This window comes from Flavimobilis rhizosphaerae, from assembly GCF_014852685.1.
Taxonomy (GTDB): Bacteria; Actinomycetota; Actinomycetes; order Actinomycetales; family Cellulomonadaceae; genus Flavimobilis; species Flavimobilis rhizosphaerae.
Genome location: NZ_JACZDF010000002.1, coordinates 538,373 through 555,821, shown reverse-complemented (window position 1 = coordinate 555,821; position 17,449 = coordinate 538,373). Strand labels below are relative to the sequence as shown.

Annotated in this window: 17 protein-coding genes; 4 read left to right on the top strand and 13 right to left on the bottom strand. The window is 70.9% G+C overall.

The features are described 5' to 3' along the window. Positions 1 to 28: 28 nt before the first annotated feature. The 7 genes from IGS67_RS05800 to IGS67_RS05770 form a co-directional block, all read right to left on the bottom strand. Positions 29 to 493, bottom strand: coding sequence for a cytidine deaminase (locus IGS67_RS05800; protein ID WP_192278738.1), 465 nt, complete (start codon positions 491 to 493; stop codon positions 29 to 31). Continuing rightward, positions 490 to 1,785, bottom strand: a complete 1,296-nt coding sequence (locus IGS67_RS05795; protein ID WP_192278736.1) for an ABC transporter permease — start codon at positions 1,783 to 1,785, stop codon at positions 490 to 492. The genes IGS67_RS05800 and IGS67_RS05795 overlap by 4 nt, the downstream gene beginning before the upstream one ends. Continuing rightward, on the bottom strand, positions 1,782 to 3,086 hold the full coding sequence (locus IGS67_RS05790; protein ID WP_192278734.1) for an ABC transporter permease: 1,305 nt from the start codon (positions 3,084 to 3,086) through the stop codon (positions 1,782 to 1,784). The genes IGS67_RS05795 and IGS67_RS05790 overlap by 4 nt, the downstream gene beginning before the upstream one ends. Further along, positions 3,083 to 4,600 carry an ABC transporter ATP-binding protein gene (locus tag IGS67_RS05785; RefSeq protein ID WP_192278732.1) on the bottom strand — a complete coding sequence of 506 codons (1,518 nt, stop codon included), beginning with the start codon at positions 4,598 to 4,600 and terminating at the stop codon, positions 3,083 to 3,085. The genes IGS67_RS05790 and IGS67_RS05785 overlap by 4 nt, the downstream gene beginning before the upstream one ends. 82 nt (positions 4,601 to 4,682) lie before the next feature. Continuing rightward, positions 4,683 to 5,789, bottom strand: coding sequence for a BMP family lipoprotein (locus IGS67_RS05780; RefSeq protein ID WP_192278730.1), 1,107 nt, complete (start codon positions 5,787 to 5,789; stop codon positions 4,683 to 4,685). Positions 5,790 to 6,082: 293 nt separating this feature from the next. Continuing rightward, entirely contained in the window at positions 6,083 to 7,273 is a 1,191-nt protein-coding gene (locus IGS67_RS05775; RefSeq protein WP_192278728.1) for an amidohydrolase, read from the bottom strand. A gap of 108 nt (positions 7,274 to 7,381) precedes the next feature. Beyond that, entirely contained in the window at positions 7,382 to 8,533 is a 1,152-nt protein-coding gene (locus IGS67_RS05770; protein ID WP_192278726.1) for a mannose-1-phosphate guanylyltransferase, read from the bottom strand. 218 nt (positions 8,534 to 8,751) lie between these two features. Here IGS67_RS05770 and sdhC point away from each other — a divergent pair, with 218 nt between their 5' ends. Genes sdhC through IGS67_RS05750 form a run of 4 tightly spaced genes read left to right on the top strand, consistent with a single transcriptional unit; the run spans position 8,752 to position 12,200 of the window. Beyond that, complete coding sequence (gene sdhC, locus IGS67_RS05765; protein WP_102509190.1) at positions 8,752 to 9,126, top strand: succinate dehydrogenase, cytochrome b556 subunit; 375 nt, start codon at positions 8,752 to 8,754, stop codon at positions 9,124 to 9,126. A gap of 2 nt (positions 9,127 to 9,128) precedes the next feature. After that, positions 9,129 to 9,581, top strand: a complete 453-nt coding sequence (locus IGS67_RS05760) for a succinate dehydrogenase hydrophobic membrane anchor subunit (RefSeq protein ID WP_192278724.1) — start codon at positions 9,129 to 9,131, stop codon at positions 9,579 to 9,581. 52 nt (positions 9,582 to 9,633) lie between these two features. Continuing rightward, the gene (sdhA, locus tag IGS67_RS05755) at positions 9,634 to 11,433 is read left to right on the top strand and encodes a succinate dehydrogenase flavoprotein subunit (RefSeq protein ID WP_192278722.1); all 1,800 of its coding nucleotides are present in this window, start codon (positions 9,634 to 9,636) and stop codon (positions 11,431 to 11,433) included. Beyond that, positions 11,433 to 12,200 carry a succinate dehydrogenase iron-sulfur subunit gene (locus IGS67_RS05750; protein WP_192278720.1) on the top strand — a complete coding sequence of 256 codons (768 nt, stop codon included), beginning with the start codon at positions 11,433 to 11,435 and terminating at the stop codon, positions 12,198 to 12,200. Before sdhA ends, IGS67_RS05750 begins: the two co-directional genes overlap by 1 nt. A 178-nt stretch (positions 12,201 to 12,378) precedes the next feature. On the opposite strand, the gene IGS67_RS05745 is transcribed toward IGS67_RS05750, so the two are convergent. The 6 genes from IGS67_RS05745 to sigE all read right to left on the bottom strand — a co-directional run bounded on the left by IGS67_RS05745 (position 12,379) and on the right by sigE (position 17,372). Continuing rightward, positions 12,379 to 12,915 carry a 2'-5' RNA ligase family protein gene (locus IGS67_RS05745; protein ID WP_192278717.1) on the bottom strand — a complete coding sequence of 179 codons (537 nt, stop codon included), beginning with the start codon at positions 12,913 to 12,915 and terminating at the stop codon, positions 12,379 to 12,381. Next, positions 12,912 to 13,943, bottom strand: coding sequence for a tryptophan--tRNA ligase (gene trpS, locus IGS67_RS05740; RefSeq protein ID WP_192278716.1), 1,032 nt, complete (start codon positions 13,941 to 13,943; stop codon positions 12,912 to 12,914). The genes IGS67_RS05745 and trpS overlap by 4 nt, the downstream gene beginning before the upstream one ends. A 102-nt stretch (positions 13,944 to 14,045) precedes the next feature. Further along, positions 14,046 to 14,444, bottom strand: a complete 399-nt coding sequence (locus tag IGS67_RS05735; RefSeq protein ID WP_192278714.1) for a twin-arginine translocase TatA/TatE family subunit — start codon at positions 14,442 to 14,444, stop codon at positions 14,046 to 14,048. Then, complete coding sequence (locus IGS67_RS05730) at positions 14,444 to 15,526, bottom strand: S1C family serine protease (RefSeq protein WP_328741692.1); 1,083 nt, start codon at positions 15,524 to 15,526, stop codon at positions 14,444 to 14,446. The genes IGS67_RS05735 and IGS67_RS05730 overlap by 1 nt, the downstream gene beginning before the upstream one ends. Positions 15,527 to 15,921: 395 nt before the next feature. Continuing rightward, positions 15,922 to 16,821, bottom strand: coding sequence for an anti-sigma factor family protein (locus tag IGS67_RS05725; protein ID WP_192278712.1), 900 nt, complete (start codon positions 16,819 to 16,821; stop codon positions 15,922 to 15,924). Next, entirely contained in the window at positions 16,818 to 17,372 is a 555-nt protein-coding gene (sigE, locus tag IGS67_RS05720) for an RNA polymerase sigma factor SigE (protein ID WP_192278709.1), read from the bottom strand. The genes IGS67_RS05725 and sigE overlap by 4 nt, the downstream gene beginning before the upstream one ends. Between the last annotated feature and the right edge of the window lie 77 nt (positions 17,373 to 17,449).

Here is a 17,449-nt window from a genome sequence, read left to right as displayed (position 1 = left end):
TGCACGTGCGAGGTGCGGGGGCGCGACCTCAGGCGCGCGTGACGAAGTCGTCGGGCCCGAACGCGTCGGGCAGGACCTCGGTCATGGGGCGGATGCCCGAGACCGAGTCGACGAGGAGCTCGGGCCCGCCGTGCTCCCACAGGAGCTGGCGGCACCGGCCGCACGGCATGAGCTTGTTGCCGTGGCGGTCGACGCACGCGAACGCGACGAGGCGTCCGCCGCCGGTCGCGGCGAGCTGCGAGACGAGCCCGCACTCGGCGCACAGGCCGACGGGGTACGACGCGTTCTCGACGTTGCAGCCAACGACGACGCGGCCGTCGTCGACGAGCGCGGCGACGCCGACGGGGAACTTCGAGTAGGGGACGTACGCGCGGGTCATGACCTCGCGTGCGGCGGCGCGCAGCGCCTCCCAGTCGATCTCGGGTGCGGTCACGGGGTCCTCCAGCGTGACGGACGCCCCGCGGCCTGCGGGCCGCGGGGCGTCGACGGTCATTCCTTGACGTAGGCGGTGCCGGACGCCGCCGGGGCCCGCGACTTGCCGATGAGACCGGCGACCGCGAGGAGCGTGACGACGTACGGGAGCATGAGCATGAACTGGCTGGGGACGGGCGCCTGGACGATCGACATGGCGCTCGCCAGCGCGGTCGAGAAGCCGAAGAGCAGGCCGGCGAGCGTCGCCTTGATCGGGTCCCACTTGCCGAAGATCACGGCGGCGAGCGCGATGAAGCCGGCGCCCGCGGTCATGTTCTTCCCGAAGCCGGAGACCGACACGAGCGTGTAGTACGCGCCGCCCATGCCGACGATGGCGCCGGCGACGAGGAGCGCGCGGTAGCGCACGCTCTTCACCTTGATACCGACGGTGTCGGCGGCGAGGGGGTGCTCGCCGACGGCCCGCAGGCGCAGGCCCCAGCGGGTGCGGAACATCGCGAACCAGATCGCGGGGACCGTGAGGTACAGGAGGTAGACGATGACCGACTGGTGGAACAGCGCCGAGCCGATGATCGGGATCTCGCTGAGCACGGGGATCGAGACCTTGGGGAAGCGCTCGGTGCTGTTGTAGAGGTCCGCCTGCGGCACGAGCACCTGCGAGTAGATGAAGCTCGTGAGGCCGAGGACGAGGACGTTGAGCACGACACCGACGATGACCTGGTCGACGCGGTAGGTGATCGTGAAGACTCCGAGGACGAGGGCGACGAGCGCACCCGCGAACATGCCTGCGAGGAGTCCCGCCCACGGGCTCTGCGTCATCGTGCCGACGACGGCCGCGACGAACGCGGAGCCGAGGAGCTGCCCCTCGATCGCGATGTTGACGACGCCCGCGCGCTCGCCGATCGTGCCGCCGAGCGCACCGAAGATGATGGGGACGGCGAGGAGGATCGACGAGCCGATGAGGTTGGAGATCGGGACGTCGTTCGACGACCCGGCGCCGGCCCAGCCGAGGAATCCCGCGAGGAACACGACGGCGAAGACGATGCCGACGTACCAGGGCGTGCGTCGGCCCGAGCGCCACAGCACCCAGCTCACGGCCGCGAGCACGACGCAGATGACGACGGACGCCCACGCGAGCGGCATCGCGGGCACGGCGATGCTCGGGATCTGCAGGGCCTCGCTGCCGCCCGAGAGGCGGAAGCGTGCCTCGCCCTCGCGCGGGACGAGCCCGACGATCGCGAGGAGGACGACGGTCGCGGCCGTGAGGACGACCGCGAACTTCTTGCTGATGACCTCGACGTGGCGCAGCTGCCCGGAGACGGACTGCTCGTCAGGGACGGTCGTGGGGGCGCTCATGCCGCCACCTCCTTGCGAACGCGGCGCGCGGCCTTCGCCGTGCCGGGGGTCGGGAGCCGGAAGATGGCCCGGACGAGCGGCGGCGCGGCGATGAAGAGCACGATGAGGGACTGGATGACCGTGACGATCTCGATGGGGATCGTCTCGGCGGCCTGCATCGTGGCGCCGCCGGACTTGAAGGCGCCGAAGAGGATGCCGGCACCGAGCGTGCCGAGCGGGGTCGAGCGGCCGAGGAGCGCGACGGTGATGGCGTCGAAGCCCATGCCCGCGTCGACGTCGGTCGAGAAGCCGGTCGTCGAGGTTCCCAGGACCTGCGTCGCGCCGGCCACACCGAGCATCGCGCCCGAGACGAGCATCGAGTAGACGGTCGTGCGCTTGACGTCGATGCCTGCGACACGGGCCGCCTTGGGGTTCTCACCGACGGCGCGGAAGGAGAAGCCGAGGCTCGAGCGCTCGAGCAGCCACCACGTCACCGCGACGGCGACGAGCGCGAGGAGGAAGCCCGCGTGGAGCGGAAAGCCGGTGCCGAAGAGGTTCGGCAGGATCGCTGTCTCCTTCATCGGCGGCGTCTTCGGGTTCGCGGAGCCGGGGGCCTGCAGGAGGCCCGGCGTCGCGAGGAGGAAGAAGAGCAGGTAGTAGGCGGTGTGGTTAAGCATGATGGTCGTGATGACCTCGTGCGCGCCTGTGGCCGCCTTGAGGAGGCCGGCGATGCCGGCCCAGAGGGCACCTGCCGCGACGCCGATGACGATCGCGAGGACGAGGTGGAGGCCCGCAGGCAGGTCGAGCGCGAAGCCGACCCAGCCAGCACCGATCGCGGCGAGGATCATCTGCCCCTGGCCACCGATGTTGAAGAGGCCGGCGCGGAAGCCGATCGCGAGGCCGAGACCGGCGGCGATGAGCGGCGTCGCGTACGTGAGGGACGTCGCCAGCGGCCGGATGTTCTCGAGCAGCGTGTCACCGGCGGGGTTCCAGATCGCGCCGCGCAGGAGCGCGCCGTACGCGTCACGCACGGTCGTCCACACGGCGGAGAGCATGTCGCCGGGCTTGGAGAAGAAGTAGGTCGCGGTCTGACGGACCGTCTCGTCGGTGCCGGCGATCATCACGGCGCCCGCGAGGAGCGCGAGGATGACGGCGCCGACGGAGACGCCCCACGAACCGCCGACGATCTCGCGCCACGCGGTCGAGAAGCGGTTCTCGGGCTCACCCACGGGGGCGGTCGGGGCGGGCGCCGCGGAAGTGCCGGGCGTCGTGGCGAGACTGTGGTCGTCGCCGGCGGGCCGCGGGTTCTCGGTGGTGCTCATGCGGCTTCGTTCCCTTCTGCCGGGATGCCGGCCATCATGAGGCCGAGGACGTCACGCGGGGTGTCCGCGGGGACGATGCCGACGACGCGGCCGCGGTACATCACGAGGATGCGGTCCGCGAGCGCGACGGCCTCGTCGAGCTCGGTCGCGACGACGATGACGGGGATGCCCGCGTCACGGGTCTCGACGATGCGCTTGTGGATGAACTCGATCGATCCGACGTCGACGCCACGCGTCGGCTGGGAGGCGACGAGCAGGCGCAGGTCGCGGGAGAGCTCGCGGGCGAGGACGACCTTCTGCTGGTTGCCTCCCGAGAGGCGGCCGGCGTGCGTCGTGATGCCCTGCGTGCGGATGTCGAACTCGGCGACCTTCTCCTCGGCGAACCGGTCGCGCTCTGAGAGCTGGAGCGAGCCAGCCTTGACGAAGGGCGGGCCGTCGGTGCGGTCGAGGATGAGGTTCTCGGCGACGGTGAACGTGCCGACGAGGCCGTCGTGGCCGCGGTCCTCGGGGACGAAGCCGATGCCGGCGTCGAGGAACTGGCGGACGTTGCGGCCGACGAGGTTCGTCCCGTCGAGGCGGATCTCGCCGTCCGCGGGGGTGACGAGACCGAGGAGCGCGTCGGCGAGCTCGGTCTGCCCGTTGCCCTGGACGCCTGCGACGACGAGGATCTCTCCGCCGCGGACGGAGAAGGAGAGGTCGTCGACGAGGACGACGCCCTGGGGGTCGACGATCTCGAGGTTCTCGACCTCGAGGAGCGAGTCGGAGTATTGCGGGGCGTCCTTGTGGACGACGAGCTCGACGGCGCGCCCGACCATGAGGGAGGCGAGCTCGGCGTCGCTCGAGCCGGGCTCGGCCTCGCCGACGACGGCGCCGCGGCGCATGACCGTGATGCGGTCAGCGACCTCGCGGACCTCGCGCAGCTTATGGGTGATGAAGACGATCGCGGTGCCCTCGGCGCGGAGCTGGCGCATGATCGCCATGAGCTCGTCGGTCTCCTGCGGCGTGAGGACGGCGGTCGGCTCGTCGAAGACGAGGACCTTGGCGTCGCGCGAGAGCGCCTTGATGATCTCGACGCGCTGCTGGACGCCGACGGGCAGGTCCTCGACGATCGCGTCGGGGTCGACGTGGAAGCCGAAGCGGTCGGCGATCTCACGGACCTTGGCACGGGCGGCGTCGAGGTCGAGGCGTCCGCCGGTCTTCGTCTGCTCGTGGCCGAGCATGACGTTCTCGGCGACGGTGAAGACGGGGACGAGCATGAAGTGCTGGTGCACCATGCCGATGCCGGCGGCCATCGCGTCGCCCGGGCCGGAGAACGTGACCTTCTGGCCGTCGAGGAGGACGTCGCCCTCGTCGGCGGTGTAGAGCCCATAGAGGACATTCATGAGGGTGGACTTGCCGGCGCCGTTCTCCCCGAGGAGGCAGTGGATCTCCCCGGGCTCGACCGTGAGGTCGATGTGGTCGTTGGCGACGAGGGCGCCGAAGCGCTTGGTGATGCCGCGCAGCTCGAGCTTCATCGGTCGGTTCCTTCGCAGAGGGTGGAGCTGGGCACGCATGCTCCCCGGGGCGGCCTGGCCGCCCCGGGGAGCATGCATGGTGTTACTTCGCGAGGTAGGACGTGACCTTGACCTCGCCGCTGATGATCTGGTCCTTGAGAGCGTCGACCTCGGCGACGAGCGTCGCGTCGACCTTGCCCTCGAAGTTGTGCAGCGGCGCGAGGCCGACGCCACCGTTGGCGAGCGTGCCGATGTACGGGTCGAAGGAGAACTGACCCTTGCCGGCCGTCGTCACCGCGTCGTAGACCGACTGGTCCATCTTCTTCTCGATCGAGGTGAGGATGTACTTCTCCGTCTTGGGGTCGGTGACGAAGACGTCGGCGTCGACACCGATGAGCGCGATCTCGCGGCCGGAGTCGTCGATCGAGTCGAGCGCGGCCTGGTAGATCGGGCCACCGACGGGGAGGATGACGTCGACGCCCTGGTTGATGATCGAGTCAGCGGCCTCGCGTGCCTTCTGGTTGCTCTCGAAGCCACCGGTGAACGTGCCCTTGTCGCCGCCCTCGAAGCCGATGACCTGGACGTCGGCGGACTTCACCTTGTTGTAGTGCTCGACGCCCTGCTTGAAGCCGTCCATGAAGATCGTCACGGTCGGGAAGGGCATGCCGCCGTACGTGCCGACCTTGCCCGCCTTGGAGTAGCCCGCGGAGAGGTAACCCGCGAGGAACGCGGCCTGGGCCGTGTCGTAGATGAGCGGCTTGATGTTCTCCGCGTCGACCTTGCCGTCGCGGTCGTTGTCGGCGGCGTCGTCGACGAGGACGTACTGGATGTCGGGGTTGGCCTTCGCGGCCTCGACCGTCGCGGCGGAGAGCGCGAAGCCGACCGACGTGATGAGCGAGCAGTTCGCGGTGAGGAGCGACTCGAGGTTCGGCTTGAAGTCGGCGTCCGACTTCGACTGGACCTCGCCGGCCTTGACGCCGAACTCGGCGGCCGCCTTCTGGAGACCCTCGAAGGAGAGCTGGTTGAACGACTTGTCGTCGAAGCCGCCGGCGTCGGAGACGACGCAGGGCTTGAAGCCGTCGACGGGCTTGATCGTCTGGACGGGCGTCGTGGCGCTGGCCGTGCCGCCGTCGCCGGGGGCCTCGGCGCACGCGGCGAGCGCGAGCGCGGCCACGGCCGCGACGGCCGTGAGCTTGATGGTCTTGTTCACGCGGATCTCCTCAGCAGATCTCTCGGACGTCGCTCGACGGTGCAGGCGCGGCGTTGCCGACGGACATCGTCGGCCGTCGCGCCACTTCTCACCGGGGAGCGTGGTGAGACCGACTCTAACCACGACGGTGCGCAAGATGACCGACTCGCGGCTCCATGACATCTATCTGTTACGCAGTCGGTACGGACGGTCTCGAGGGCGGGACGGGGCGTCTCACGCTCCGGGAAACTCGACCGTCGCCGGCTCTGAGCGACCGTCAGCCGTGATCGACGTCACCCGCAAGAAGCCGCGCCTCACGTCGCGTCGAGCGCGACCGTCCCCAGAAGTCTGGCACCGAGCGCGATCGCTCGCTCGTCGGCGACGAAGTCCGCCTGGTGGAGGTCCCCGGGACGCGATCCCGGCGTGCGGGTGCCGAGCCGCGCGAGCGCGCCCGGCACCTTCGTGAGGTACCACGCGAAGTCCTCGCCGCCGAGCGACTGCTCCGTGAGGACGGCCGCGCGCTGCCCGCACGTCTCCCGGACGGCGCGGTCGAGCGCGCGTGTGCTCGCCTCGTCGTTGACGACGGGCGGCACGCCGCGCACGTGCGTGAGCTCGGCAGTCACCCCGAACGGTGCGACGACATGCTCGACCGCGTCGGCAAGCACGGGACCCGCCAGCTCGGCCGCCCGCGCGTCGAGGCTGCGCAGCGTGCCCTTGAGCAGCCCCCGCGTGGGGATCGCGTTGTGAGCCTCCCCCGCCCGGATCGTGCCCCACGTGAGATTGATGCCCGAGCGAGGGTCGAGCCTGCGCCCGAGGATGACGGGCAGCTGCGTCGCGAGCTGCGCAAGCGCGGCGACGACGTCGCCCGTGAGGTGCGGGCGCGACGTGTGGCCGCCCGCGCCCGCGACACGGATCGTCACGGAGTCGGACGCCGAGGTGATGGGGCCGATGCGCGTGCCCACGAGCCCGACGTCGAGCTTGGGCTCGCAGTGCACGGTGAAGATCCGCGCGAGCCGCTCCGTGACGCCCTGCTGGAGGAGATCGAGCGCTCCCCCGGGCTGCACCTCCTCGGCCGGCTGGAACACAAGCCGCACCGGGTGCGGGAGCGGCGCCTCGCGGTGGAGCCGTGCGAGCGCGATCCCCGCACCGAGGACGGCCGCCGTGTGGACGTCGTGCCCGCACGCGTGCGAGACACCCGGGACGGTCGACGCGAACGGCAGGCCCGTCGCCTCGGGCACGGGCAGCGCGTCGAGGTCGGCACGCAGTCCGACGCGCGGCCGTGTGTCACCCTCCCCCGTCGTGCCGACGTCGCACGTGAGGCCCGTCCCCGTGAGCATGCGCGGGACCAGACCCTCGGCGCGGAGCCGGTCGGCGACGAGCGTGGTCGTGCGCACCTCGGCGCGCGCGAGCTCTGGGTGGGCGTGGACGTCGCGCCGGAACGCGACGAGCTCGTCGGCGAGCTCGTCGACGAGCTCGCCGAGACGTCGGACCGATGCGGTGCTCATCCTCCGAGGCTATCGCCGCTGGCCGACGCGGGCTCGGAGCGTCCGCGCCACGCCGCCGACGCCGACCTCGTCAGAGCAGGCCGACCTCGTCAGAGCAGGCCGACCTCGTCAGAGCAGGTCGTCGCGACCGCGGTCGTGGACCGCGTCGACCGCGGCCTTGACCTGCTGCGCGCGGGCACGCGTCGTCACGAGCACGACGTCGTCCGTGTCGACGACGACGACGTCGTCGAGACCGAGGACGACGATCTGCCGGCCCGCAGCGGGGACGACGACCGACCCGGCGCTCTCGATCCGCAGGACCTGGTCGACGTCGCCGAGGACCTTCGAGCCGCTGCCGTCGACCGCGGGCAGGAGCGCCGCGAGCGAGTTGAAGTCGCCGACGTCGTCCCAGCCGAAGTCGCCCGGCACCATCGCGACGCCGCCCGCGGCGGCGACAGGCTCGGCGATCGCGTGGTCGATCGCGATCTTCTCGAGCGTCGGCCACACCCGGCCGAGCACCTCGGCACGCGCGGGCGTGTCCCAGGCACGGGCGACCTCGCGCAGGCCGTCGTGAAGCTCGGGGCGCTCGCGCGCGAGGTGGGCGAGGAGAACGTCCGAGCGGGTGAGGAACATCCCGGCGTTCCACCGATACTCGCCCGACGCGAGGTAGCCGCGGGCCGTCGCCGCGTCGGGCTTCTCGGTGAAGCCGCGGACGCGCCGGACGTTGGGCGCCCCGGCGAGGCCGAGCGGCTCTCCGCCGTGGACGTAGCCGAACGCGACGGACGGTCGCGTCGCGGCGATGCCGATCGTCGTGACGTAGCCCGCGCGTGCGGCTTCGATGCCCTCGCGGACGGCTGCGACGAACGTGGGAGTGCTCGTGATGACCTGGTCAGCGGCGAACGAGCCGAGGACCACGGGGCCGTGGCGCTCCTCGAGGACGGCGGCAGCGAGCCCGATGGCCGCCATCGAGTCGCGCGGACTCGGCTCCGCGAGCACGTCGTCGTCCCCTAGCGACGGGAGCTGGGCACGCACCGCGTCGACGTGACGCGCGCCGGTGACGATCGTCACGCCGGCATCGCCGAGCCCTGCGAGCCGGTCGACCGTCGCCTGGAGGAGGCTGCGTCCGGTCCCCGTGAGGTCGTGGAGGAACTTCGGCGCGCCGGCACGCGAGAGCGGCCACAGGCGGGTGCCCGCGCCCCCTGCGGGGATCACCGCGTGGAACGGCAGATCGGCGGCGTCGACGCCGGCAGGGAGGGCTGGAGTCGCGGGAAGGCTCGTCATGGCGACGATCCTAGGCTCTCGGGTCACGAAGACCGCTCCCGCACTGTGCGGTGCGTCACATTTCAGGGACCTGCGCGCACAGTTCCGTCACAGCCGGCGCACGAGTCTCGCCGGACGACACTAGAGTGACTCCATCGGGCAGGACTTCAGTCCTAGTCCCATGACAGGAACGACGACGCCGACGTCGCCGTCCGGAACTCGCCCCCGGGAGGCCCACCGTGCCCAAGGCACCAGGCACCTTGTACCGCGGCCGTGAAGGCATGTGGTCGTGGGTCGCGCACCGCGTGACCGGAGTGCTCATCTTCTTCTTCCTTCTTGTGCACGTGCTCGACACCGCGCTCGTCCGGGTCTCCCCCGAGGCGTACAACGCGGTCATCGGCACGTACAAGAACCCGATCATGGGTCTCGGGGAGGCAGGCCTCGTCGCCGCGATCGTGTTCCACGCGTTCAACGGCCTGCGGATCATCCTTGTCGACTACTGGAGCAAGGGCGCCAAGCACCACCGCACCCTGTTCTGGATCGCGATGGGCCTGTTCGTCGTGACCATGGCGGGCTTCCTGCCGCGTCACCTCATGCACGTCTTCGGAGGCTGACCATGAGCACCCCTGTCATCACCGCCCCGCGCTCCCCGTATGCGCGCCGCAAGACCACGCGCGGGAACTTCGAGCTCTACGGTTGGGTCTTCATGCGGATCTCGGGCGTCGTCCTCGTCGCCCTCATCTTCACGCACCTCTTCGTCAACCTCCTCGCCGGCGAGGGCATCAACGCGATCGACTTCGCGTTCGTCGCCGGCAAGTGGGCAAGCCTCCCCTGGCGGATCGTCGACCTCATCATGCTGTGGCTCGCGATGATGCACGGCACCAACGGCGTACGGACGATCATCAACGACTACGCCGAGAAGGACCGCACCCGCGGCATCCTCAAGGTCCTCCTCTACTCGGCATTCGTCATCGTCGTCGTCACCGGCACCCTCGTGATCTTCACGTTCGACCCGTGCCCCGCGGGCGCCGACCCCGCACTGCTCGCGGACTTCTGCAAGCAGCTCTGATCCCGGCCCACGGCCAGCCCCACCCGTCACGTCCCAGGAGGCATCAGAAGCGATGCAGACCCACCAGTACGACGTCGTCATCGTCGGCGCAGGCGGCGCCGGCATGCGCGCGGCCCTGGAGTCCTCGACCCGCGCCCGCACCGCCGTCATCTCCAAGCTCTACCCCACCCGCTCCCACACCGGCGCGGCGCAGGGTGGCATGTGCGCCGCCCTCGCGAACGTCGAGGAGGACAACTGGGAGTGGCACACGTTCGACACCGTCAAGGGCGGCGACTACCTCGTCGACCAGGACGCTGCCGAGGTCATGGCCAAGGAGGCCATCGACGCGGTGCTCGACCTCGAGCGCATGGGCCTGCCGTTCAACCGCACCCCCGAGGGCAAGATCGACCAGCGTCGCTTCGGCGGGCACACGCGCAACCACGGCGAGGCCGCCGTGCGCCGCTCGTGCTACGCGGCCGACCGCACGGGTCACATGATCCTGCAGACGCTCTACCAGAACTGCGTGAAGAACGACGTCGAGTTCTTCAACGAGTTCTACGTTCTCGACATCATCCTCGACAAGGACCTCGCCCACGAGGACGTCCCCGAGGGTGAGCCCGTCTCCGTCGCCGGCGTCGTCGCCTACGACCTCGCGACCGGCGAGATCCACGTCTTCCGCGCCAAGTCCGTCATCCTCGCGACGGGAGGCGCCGGCAAGATCTTCAAGACGACGTCGAACGCCCACACGCTCACGGGCGACGGCATGGCGCTCGCGCTGCGCCGTGGCTTGCCGCTCGAGGACATGGAGTTCTTCCAGTTCCACCCGACCGGCCTCGCGGGCCTCGGCATCCTCCTGTCGGAGGCGGCTCGCGGCGAGGGCGGCATCCTCCGCAACGGCGACGGCGAGCGCTTCATGGAGCGCTACGCCCCCACGATCAAGGACCTCGCGCCGCGTGACATCGTCGCGCGCTCCATGGCGAACGAGGTCCGCGAGGGCCGCGGCGCCGGGCCGAACAAGGACTACGTCCTGCTCGACCTCACGCACCTCGAGCCCGCGCACATCGACGCAAAGCTGCCGGACATCACCGAGTTCGCACGCACGTACCTCGGCATCGAGCCCTACACCGAGCCCGTGCCCGTCTACCCGACCGCGCACTACGCGATGGGCGGCGTCCCGACGAACATCACGACCGAGGTCCTGCGCAACAACACCGACGTCGTCCGCGGCCTCTACGCGGCCGGCGAGGTCGCGTGCGTGTCCGTCCACGGCTCCAACCGTCTCGGCACCAACTCGCTGCTCGACATCAACGTGTTCGGCAAGCGCGCCGGTGTCGCGGCCGCCGAGTACGCGGCGAGCGCCGCGTTCGTCGACATGCCCGACGACGCCGCCGCCGGAACGATCGCCGAGCTCGAGGCCATGCGTTCCCGCCCCGACGGCGAGCGCGTCGCCGACCTGCGCCGCGAGCTCCAGGAGTCGATGGACCGCGGTGCCCAGGTGTTCCGCACCGAGGCGTCGCTCACCGAGACCCTCGCGGTCGTCAAGGACCTCCAGAAGCGCTACGGGCGGGTGTCCGTCCAAGACAAGGGCCGTCTCTTCAACACGGACCTCCTCGAGGCCGTCGAGCTCGGTTTCCTCCTCGACCTCGCCGAGGTCGTCGTCGTCGGCGCGCTCGAACGCAAGGAGTCGCGCGGCGGCCACTTCCGCGAGGACTACCCCGACCGTGACGACGCGAACTTCATGGTCCACACCATGGCCTACCGCCGTGGTGACGCCGCGGCCGCCGACGCGGCCGGCATCCCCCCGCACGAGATCCGGCTCGAGCCTAAGCCGGTCGTCGTGACCCGCTACCAGCCGATGGAGCGTAAGTACTGATGACTGCCACGATCGAGCAGACCGGCCCCGCGACGTCGGTGGGTGAGGTCCCGACCTTCGAGGTGACGCTGCGCGTCCGCCGCTTCCTCCCCGAGGGTCCCCGCGGCGACGAGTCGTACTGGGACGACCATGTCCTCACGATGCACGGCACCGACCGCGTTCTCGACGCGCTCCACAAGATCAAGTGGGAGCAGGACGGCTCGCTGACGTTCCGCCGCTCGTGCGCCCACGGCATCTGTGGTTCTGACGCCATGCGCATCAACGGCCGCAACCGCCTCGCGTGCAAGACGCTCCTCAAGGACCTCGACATCCGCAAGCCGATCACGGTCGAGCCCATCAAGGGCCTGCCCGTCATCAAGGACCTCGTCGTCGACATGGAGCCGTTCTTCGCGTCCTACCGCGAGATCATGCCGTTCCTCGTGACGAGCGGGAACCAGCCGTCGGCCGAGCGCATCCAGTCGCCCGAGCAGCGGGCCGTCTACGACGACACGACGAAGTGCATCCTCTGCGCCGCGTGCACGTCGTCGTGCCCCGTGTTCTGGACCGACGGGCAGTACTTCGGCCCGGCCGCGATCGTCAACGCGCACCGCTTCATCTTCGACTCGCGCGACGAGGCCGCGACCCAGCGCCTCGAGATCCTCAACGACAAGGAGGGCGTGTGGCGCTGCCGCACGACCTTCAACTGCACCGAGGCGTGCCCGCGCGGCATCGAGATCACCAAGGCGATCGCCGAGGTCAAGCGCGCCATGATCACGCGCGCGTTCTGATCCACGCGGTTCCGCGCAACGGGCCCCGCTCACCCTGAGGGTGAGCGGGGCCCGTCGCGTCGTGGGTCCGTCCCGTCGTGGTCCGTCGTGTCGTGGTCCCCGTCCCGTCCCCCGCGACTCGTCGCGGTCCAGGACAGTTCGATGGTGCTGACGGCCTACGAGTCGATAGCTCGGTGAGTCAGCCCAGGGGGAATGCGCGGCGCGTGCGCCACACGCCGTCGTCGCCGTGCTCGTAGAGGTCGATCTCGGTGACCTCGAAGACAGCGTCGTAGTCGGCCATGCTCACGAACGCGGCGTCGAGCGCCTCGTCCGGCACCTCGTGCGCGACGGTGACGTGCGGGTGGTAGTGGAAGCGGAGCTCCTGCTCGAGCAGGCCGCTGCGGACACGACCCTCGAGCTGCTCGCACTCGGCGATGCCCTGGACCACCTGGACGAAGACGACGGGCGAGACGGGCCGGAAGGTCGCGGCGCCCCGCAGGTGGAGCGTGAACGGCCCCGCGTCCTGCGCGATACGTGCGAGGTGCTCCTCGACCGCGGGCAGGTCCTCGACGTCGACGACGGTCGGCCCGAGAAGCGTGACGTGCGGCGGGATGAGGTCCGCATAGGCGTCACCCGTCGCGCGCCGGGCATCGGCGAGCTGTGAGCCGAAGGGCTCGGGCACGGTGAGCGAGACACCGATCCGTGCCTGCCCCGCACCACGCTCGGGGATCCTCATCGCGCCGCCGATGCCGGACGGACAAGACCAAAGCGGTCGTAGACCCGCTCGAGCGTCGCGGACGCCACGTCACGGGCGCGCGCCGCCCCACGGGCGAGGATCGCGTCGAGCTCGGCCGGGTCGTCGAGGTAGCCCTGCGCCGTCGCCTGGAGCGGCGTGAGGAACTCGACGACGATCTCGGCGAGGTCGACCTTGAGGTGGCCGTACATCTTGCCCTCGTACTCGGCGACGATCTCGTCGATCGAGCGGCCCGTGAGCACCGAGTAGATGGTGAGGAGGTTGGAGATCCCCGGCTTGGTGGCGGGGTCGAAGCGGATCTCGCTGCCGTCGTCGGTGACGGCCGAGCGGATGTTCTTCCGCGCCTGTGCGACGTCGCCGAGCAGCTCGATCGAGCCCTTGCCAGACTCGGACTTGCTCATCTTCCGCAGCGGGTCCTGGAGATCCTGGATCTTCGCGCCGGCCTTGAGGATGTGTGCCTCCGGCACGACGACCGTGCCGTCGCCGAAGCGCGTGTTGAGCCGTACCGCGAGGTCGCGCGTGAGCTCGAGGTGCTGGCGCTGGTCCTCCCCGACGGGCACGAGCGCCGTGTCGTAGAGAAGGATGTCCGCGGCCATAAGGACGGGGTACGTGAAGAGCCCGACTGTCGTGCCGTCGTTGCCGTTCTTCGCAGACTTGTCCTTGAACTGGGTCATCCGGGCGGCCTCGCCGAAGCCCGTCTGGCACGAGAGGACCCACGCGAGCTCGGCGTGCTCGGGAACGTGCGACTGGACGAAGAGCGCGGCGCGCTCGGGGTCGACACCGCCCGCGAGGTACTGCGCGGCGGTCGCGCGCGTGCGGTGGCGCAGCGCTGCCGGGTCCGGGTTCACCGTGAGCGCGTGAAGGTCGACGACGCAGTAGAACGCGTCGTAGGACTCCTGGAGCGCGACCCATTGGGACAGCGCCCCGATGTAGTTCCCGAGGTGGAGCGAGTCCTGCGTCGGCTGCATCCCCGAGAGGATGCGCGGGGTCGTCGGCGTCGTTGCGGGCATCTGCCCATCATGACAGGTGAGAACGGTCTCCACGTAATCCGCGAGGCGGCTGTGGACCGCGCTCACCCGAGGGTCGGGCAAGATCGCCCGGGGCGATCGTCCTCAGGTCGCCTCGTCGTCGAAGGGCGCGGGCTCTCCCGCCGGAAGCGCCGGCTGCACGGGCACCGTGGCACGCCCGACGGACGCGCCTGCGGCGCTCACGGAAGCGCCGGCGGCGGCGTTCCGCGACGTGCCGGGCTCGTCGAGGAGCGCCTCGCGCACGATGCGCCGCGGGTCGTACTGCCGTGGGTCGAGGGCCTTCCAGTCGACGTCGCCGAGCTCCGCCTGGACCTCCTCGTCGACACGTTCGCGCACCTTCGTCACCTGGTCGCGAGCGGCGCGCACGAACTGCGCGAGCTGTCGCGCATACTCGGGCAGCCGGTCCGGACCGACGACGAGCGCGACGACAAGGAGGATGACGACGAGCTCGGCGCCGTTGACGTTGAAGAGGCCGCTGCCCATCAGTCCGCGGCCGCCTCGTCGAGCACGACCGAGACGTCACGGTCCGCGCCGTCCTCGCGGATCGTCAGCACGATCTCGTCGCCCGGCGCGAGCGCGCGGATCGCGACGAGCAGCTCGTCCTCCTGCGTCACGGGACGCCCGTCGATCGCGACGATGATGTCGCCGGGCTTGATACCTGCCTTGTCGGCGGGGCCGCCGGGCGACACCGGGTGCTCGCCCGCGGCGACGTCCTCGGACCGCACGACACGGACGCCCTCGCCCTCGTAACGGTTGTCGATGAGCGCACCGATGATCGGCCGCGTCGCGCGGCCCGTCTCGATGAGCTGCTGCGCGGTGCGCCGCACCTGGTTCGCGGGGATCGCGAAGCCGAGGCCGATCGATCCAGCGGCGGTCTGGCCGGAGCCGGGTGCCTGCGCGATCGCTGAGTTCACGCCGACGACCTCACCTGCGAGATTGACGAGCGGCCCCCCGGAGTTGCCCGGGTTGATCGCGGCGTCGGTCTGCAGCGCGTTGATCCACGACGTCGCGCCCTGGTCGCCGGCCGTGACGGGGCGGTTGAGGGCGCTGACGATGCCTGTCGTCACCGTGCCCTCGAGGCCGAGCGGTGCGCCGATCGCGATGACGGGATCACCGACGACGACGACCTCGGAGTCGCCGAGCGTGAGCGGCACGAGACCGGTGCGGTCGACCTTGACGACTGCGAGGTCGTAGCCCTCCGTGCGCCCGACGACGGTGCCCTCGGACTCCGTCCCGTCGGAGAAGGTCACGGTGATCGGAGAGGTGCCGGCGGCACCGGCGACGACGTGGTTGTTCGTGATGACGAAGCCGTCGACCGAGTACACGAAACCGGAGCCGGTCGCGACGCCCTGCTGGCCGCGGACCTCGAGCGAGACGACCGAGGGCAGGACGGCGGCCGCCACGCCCGCGACCGATCCCGGAGCGCGGTCGGTCGTCCCGCCTGACGGCGCCCCAGGCACTTCGACGACCTCCGCGCGGCCCGACCGGCCGTCCGCACGCGCGTCGAGGAGCACGTCCGTGCCGATCGCGCCGACGGCGCCTCCGAGCAGGCCGAGGACGAGCACGCCGACGATGGTGCCCGCGCCGAGCCCACGCCGCGGCGGCCGGGGACGGCCGCCGGGCACGATCCCGGGAGCGGGGCCCCAGCTGCCGGGGGTTCCGTAGGGCTGCGGGAGGCCTGTGTGGGCCCCCTGTCCCTGGTGCGAGCCGCCCGACGGTGCGCCGGAGGGCGACGCGGGAGCGCCGTACGGCGACGTAGGTGCGCCGTACGACCGGTCGGGAGACGCGAACGCTGCGGCAGGCGCTGCGGGGCGCTGACTGTACGGGACCGACGGCGACGAGGGTGCGGCTCCGGCAGCAGCGGGCGGCGCGTACGGTGACGCGGGCGGTGGCGGCACCGGCCCGGGAGACACCGGGGGCCGCCCCGCGGGCGTGTGTCCGGGCTGCGACATCGGTTCGGTCATCGGGAGAACTCCTGGGTGAGCACGGACCAGCCACGGGCGACACGCGCGACGAGAGGGCTGCGTTCGTCGTCCTCGAGGGACGCGAGCACGTCGAGCGCAGGGCCGTCGTCGTCCGGCGCATAGATCTCGACGACGACGTCACCGACCTGGGTCGCGACGTGCCACGGCTCCGACGTCAGCACGTAGACGGTGCGGCCCGCGACGCTCACGGCCGTGTACTGCGCGAGCTCCGCCGCGAGCGTCCCGCGGCGTTCGACGACGACGACCGGCCCGGCCGGCGTGTCGAGGTCGAGCTCGAGGACGTCTTGCTCGTGCCGGTGGCTCGCGAGGCTCACACCGTCGGGCAGCCGCGCCGGCACGACCCAGCCGCCCCGTGCGAGGTCGGCGAGAATCGTGGCCGAGCCTGTCGTCGCCGAGATGCCGACGACCCCGGGGACCGGAGCGAGACCGAGCGTGCCGAGCGCCGAGACACGCTCCGGGTCAGGGTTGACGAGCGGGGGCCTGCCGAGCTCGGAGAGCCCGACGACGCCGAGGCCGACGACGGCGACGGACGCCGCGGCCCACCGCCACGCCCGGCGGCGGTGGCGGAGGTCGCCCGTGAGCGCGGGGAACGCCCGCCCGTCGGTGTCGGGGCGCAGGTCGGGGTGGCACGCGCGGCGAGGCGCGGGCTGCGTCGGAGGCGCGGGGCTCGCGCCCGCGAGGATGCGTGCCGCGAGGTCCGGTCCCGGCGCAATGTCGCGGGCCGCAAGGAGCATCGAGCGCGCGCGACGCTCGTCGCTGAGCTCACGGGCGCAGTCCTCGCACACGACGAGGTGAGACTCGAGCCGCTCAGCCTTGGCAGGCGGCAGCTGCCCGTCGACGTAGGCGCTGATCCAAGCGCCGAAGTGGCTCGTCACGGGTGAGCCTCGTGCGACGCGGCCCCCGCGTGGGAGCGCCGGTGGGCGAGCTGGGTCCGCAGCTGTGCGCGTGCCCGGTGGATGCGGGAACGCACCGTGCCGAGCTTGATGCCGAGCGTCACCGCGATCTCCTCGTACGAGAGTCCCTCGATGTCGCACAGGACGACGGCCGCCCGGTACTCCGGCGCAAGAGTGTCGAGCGCCTGCTGGATGTCGAGGTCGAGGTTGCCGTGCTCGAAGCCACGCTCGGGCTCGATCTCGGAGGAACCCGGCACCCGCGACGCGTCGTCACCCATCGCGTCCATGCGGATCCGCTGACGGCGGCGGGCGCCGTCGAGGAAGAGGTTCGTCGTGATGCGGTGCAACCAGCCGTCGAAGTTGCCCGGCTCGTACCGGTCGAGCGACCGCAGCACGCGGACGAAGACGTCCTGCGTGAGGTCCTCCGCATCGTGACGGTTGCCCGTGAGCCGGTACGCGAGACGGAAGACGCGCGCTGAGTGGTCCTGGACGATCTGCTCCCAGGTCGGCACGGTGTTCTCGACGTCGCTCACCGAGCCAGTCTCTCAGGTCGAGTGCGACCGCGTGAACCCGTGCGCCACGGGCGAACACGCGTCGTCGTACGCCTGGC

What these genes read in the sequence shown, in the direction of transcription:
- IGS67_RS05735 (WP_192278714.1), bottom strand. Translation starts at nt 14,444, where the DNA reads ATGGGCAGCGGCCTCTTCAACGTCAACGGCGCCGAGCTCGTCGTCATC.
- IGS67_RS05745 (WP_192278717.1), bottom strand. Translation starts at nt 12,915, where the DNA reads ATGAGGATCCCCGAGCGTGGTGCGGGGCAGGCACGGATCGGTGTCTCG.
- IGS67_RS05770 (WP_192278726.1), bottom strand. Translation starts at nt 8,533, where the DNA reads ATGACGAGCCTTCCCGCGACTCCAGCCCTCCCTGCCGGCGTCGACGCC.
- trpS (WP_192278716.1), bottom strand. Translation starts at nt 13,943, where the DNA reads ATGCCCGCAACGACGCCGACGACCCCGCGCATCCTCTCGGGGATGCAG.
- IGS67_RS05760 (WP_192278724.1), top strand. Translation starts at nt 9,129, where the DNA reads ATGAGCACCCCTGTCATCACCGCCCCGCGCTCCCCGTATGCGCGCCGC.
- IGS67_RS05750 (WP_192278720.1), top strand. Translation starts at nt 11,433, where the DNA reads ATGACTGCCACGATCGAGCAGACCGGCCCCGCGACGTCGGTGGGTGAG.
- IGS67_RS05790 (WP_192278734.1), bottom strand. Translation starts at nt 3,086, where the DNA reads ATGAGCACCACCGAGAACCCGCGGCCCGCCGGCGACGACCACAGTCTC.
- IGS67_RS05775 (WP_192278728.1), bottom strand. Translation starts at nt 7,273, where the DNA reads ATGAGCACCGCATCGGTCCGACGTCTCGGCGAGCTCGTCGACGAGCTC.
- sdhA (WP_192278722.1), top strand. Translation starts at nt 9,634, where the DNA reads ATGCAGACCCACCAGTACGACGTCGTCATCGTCGGCGCAGGCGGCGCC.
- IGS67_RS05795 (WP_192278736.1), bottom strand. Translation starts at nt 1,785, where the DNA reads ATGAGCGCCCCCACGACCGTCCCTGACGAGCAGTCCGTCTCCGGGCAG.
- IGS67_RS05800 (WP_192278738.1), bottom strand. Translation starts at nt 493, where the DNA reads ATGACCGTCGACGCCCCGCGGCCCGCAGGCCGCGGGGCGTCCGTCACG.
- IGS67_RS05785 (WP_192278732.1), bottom strand. Translation starts at nt 4,600, where the DNA reads ATGAAGCTCGAGCTGCGCGGCATCACCAAGCGCTTCGGCGCCCTCGTC.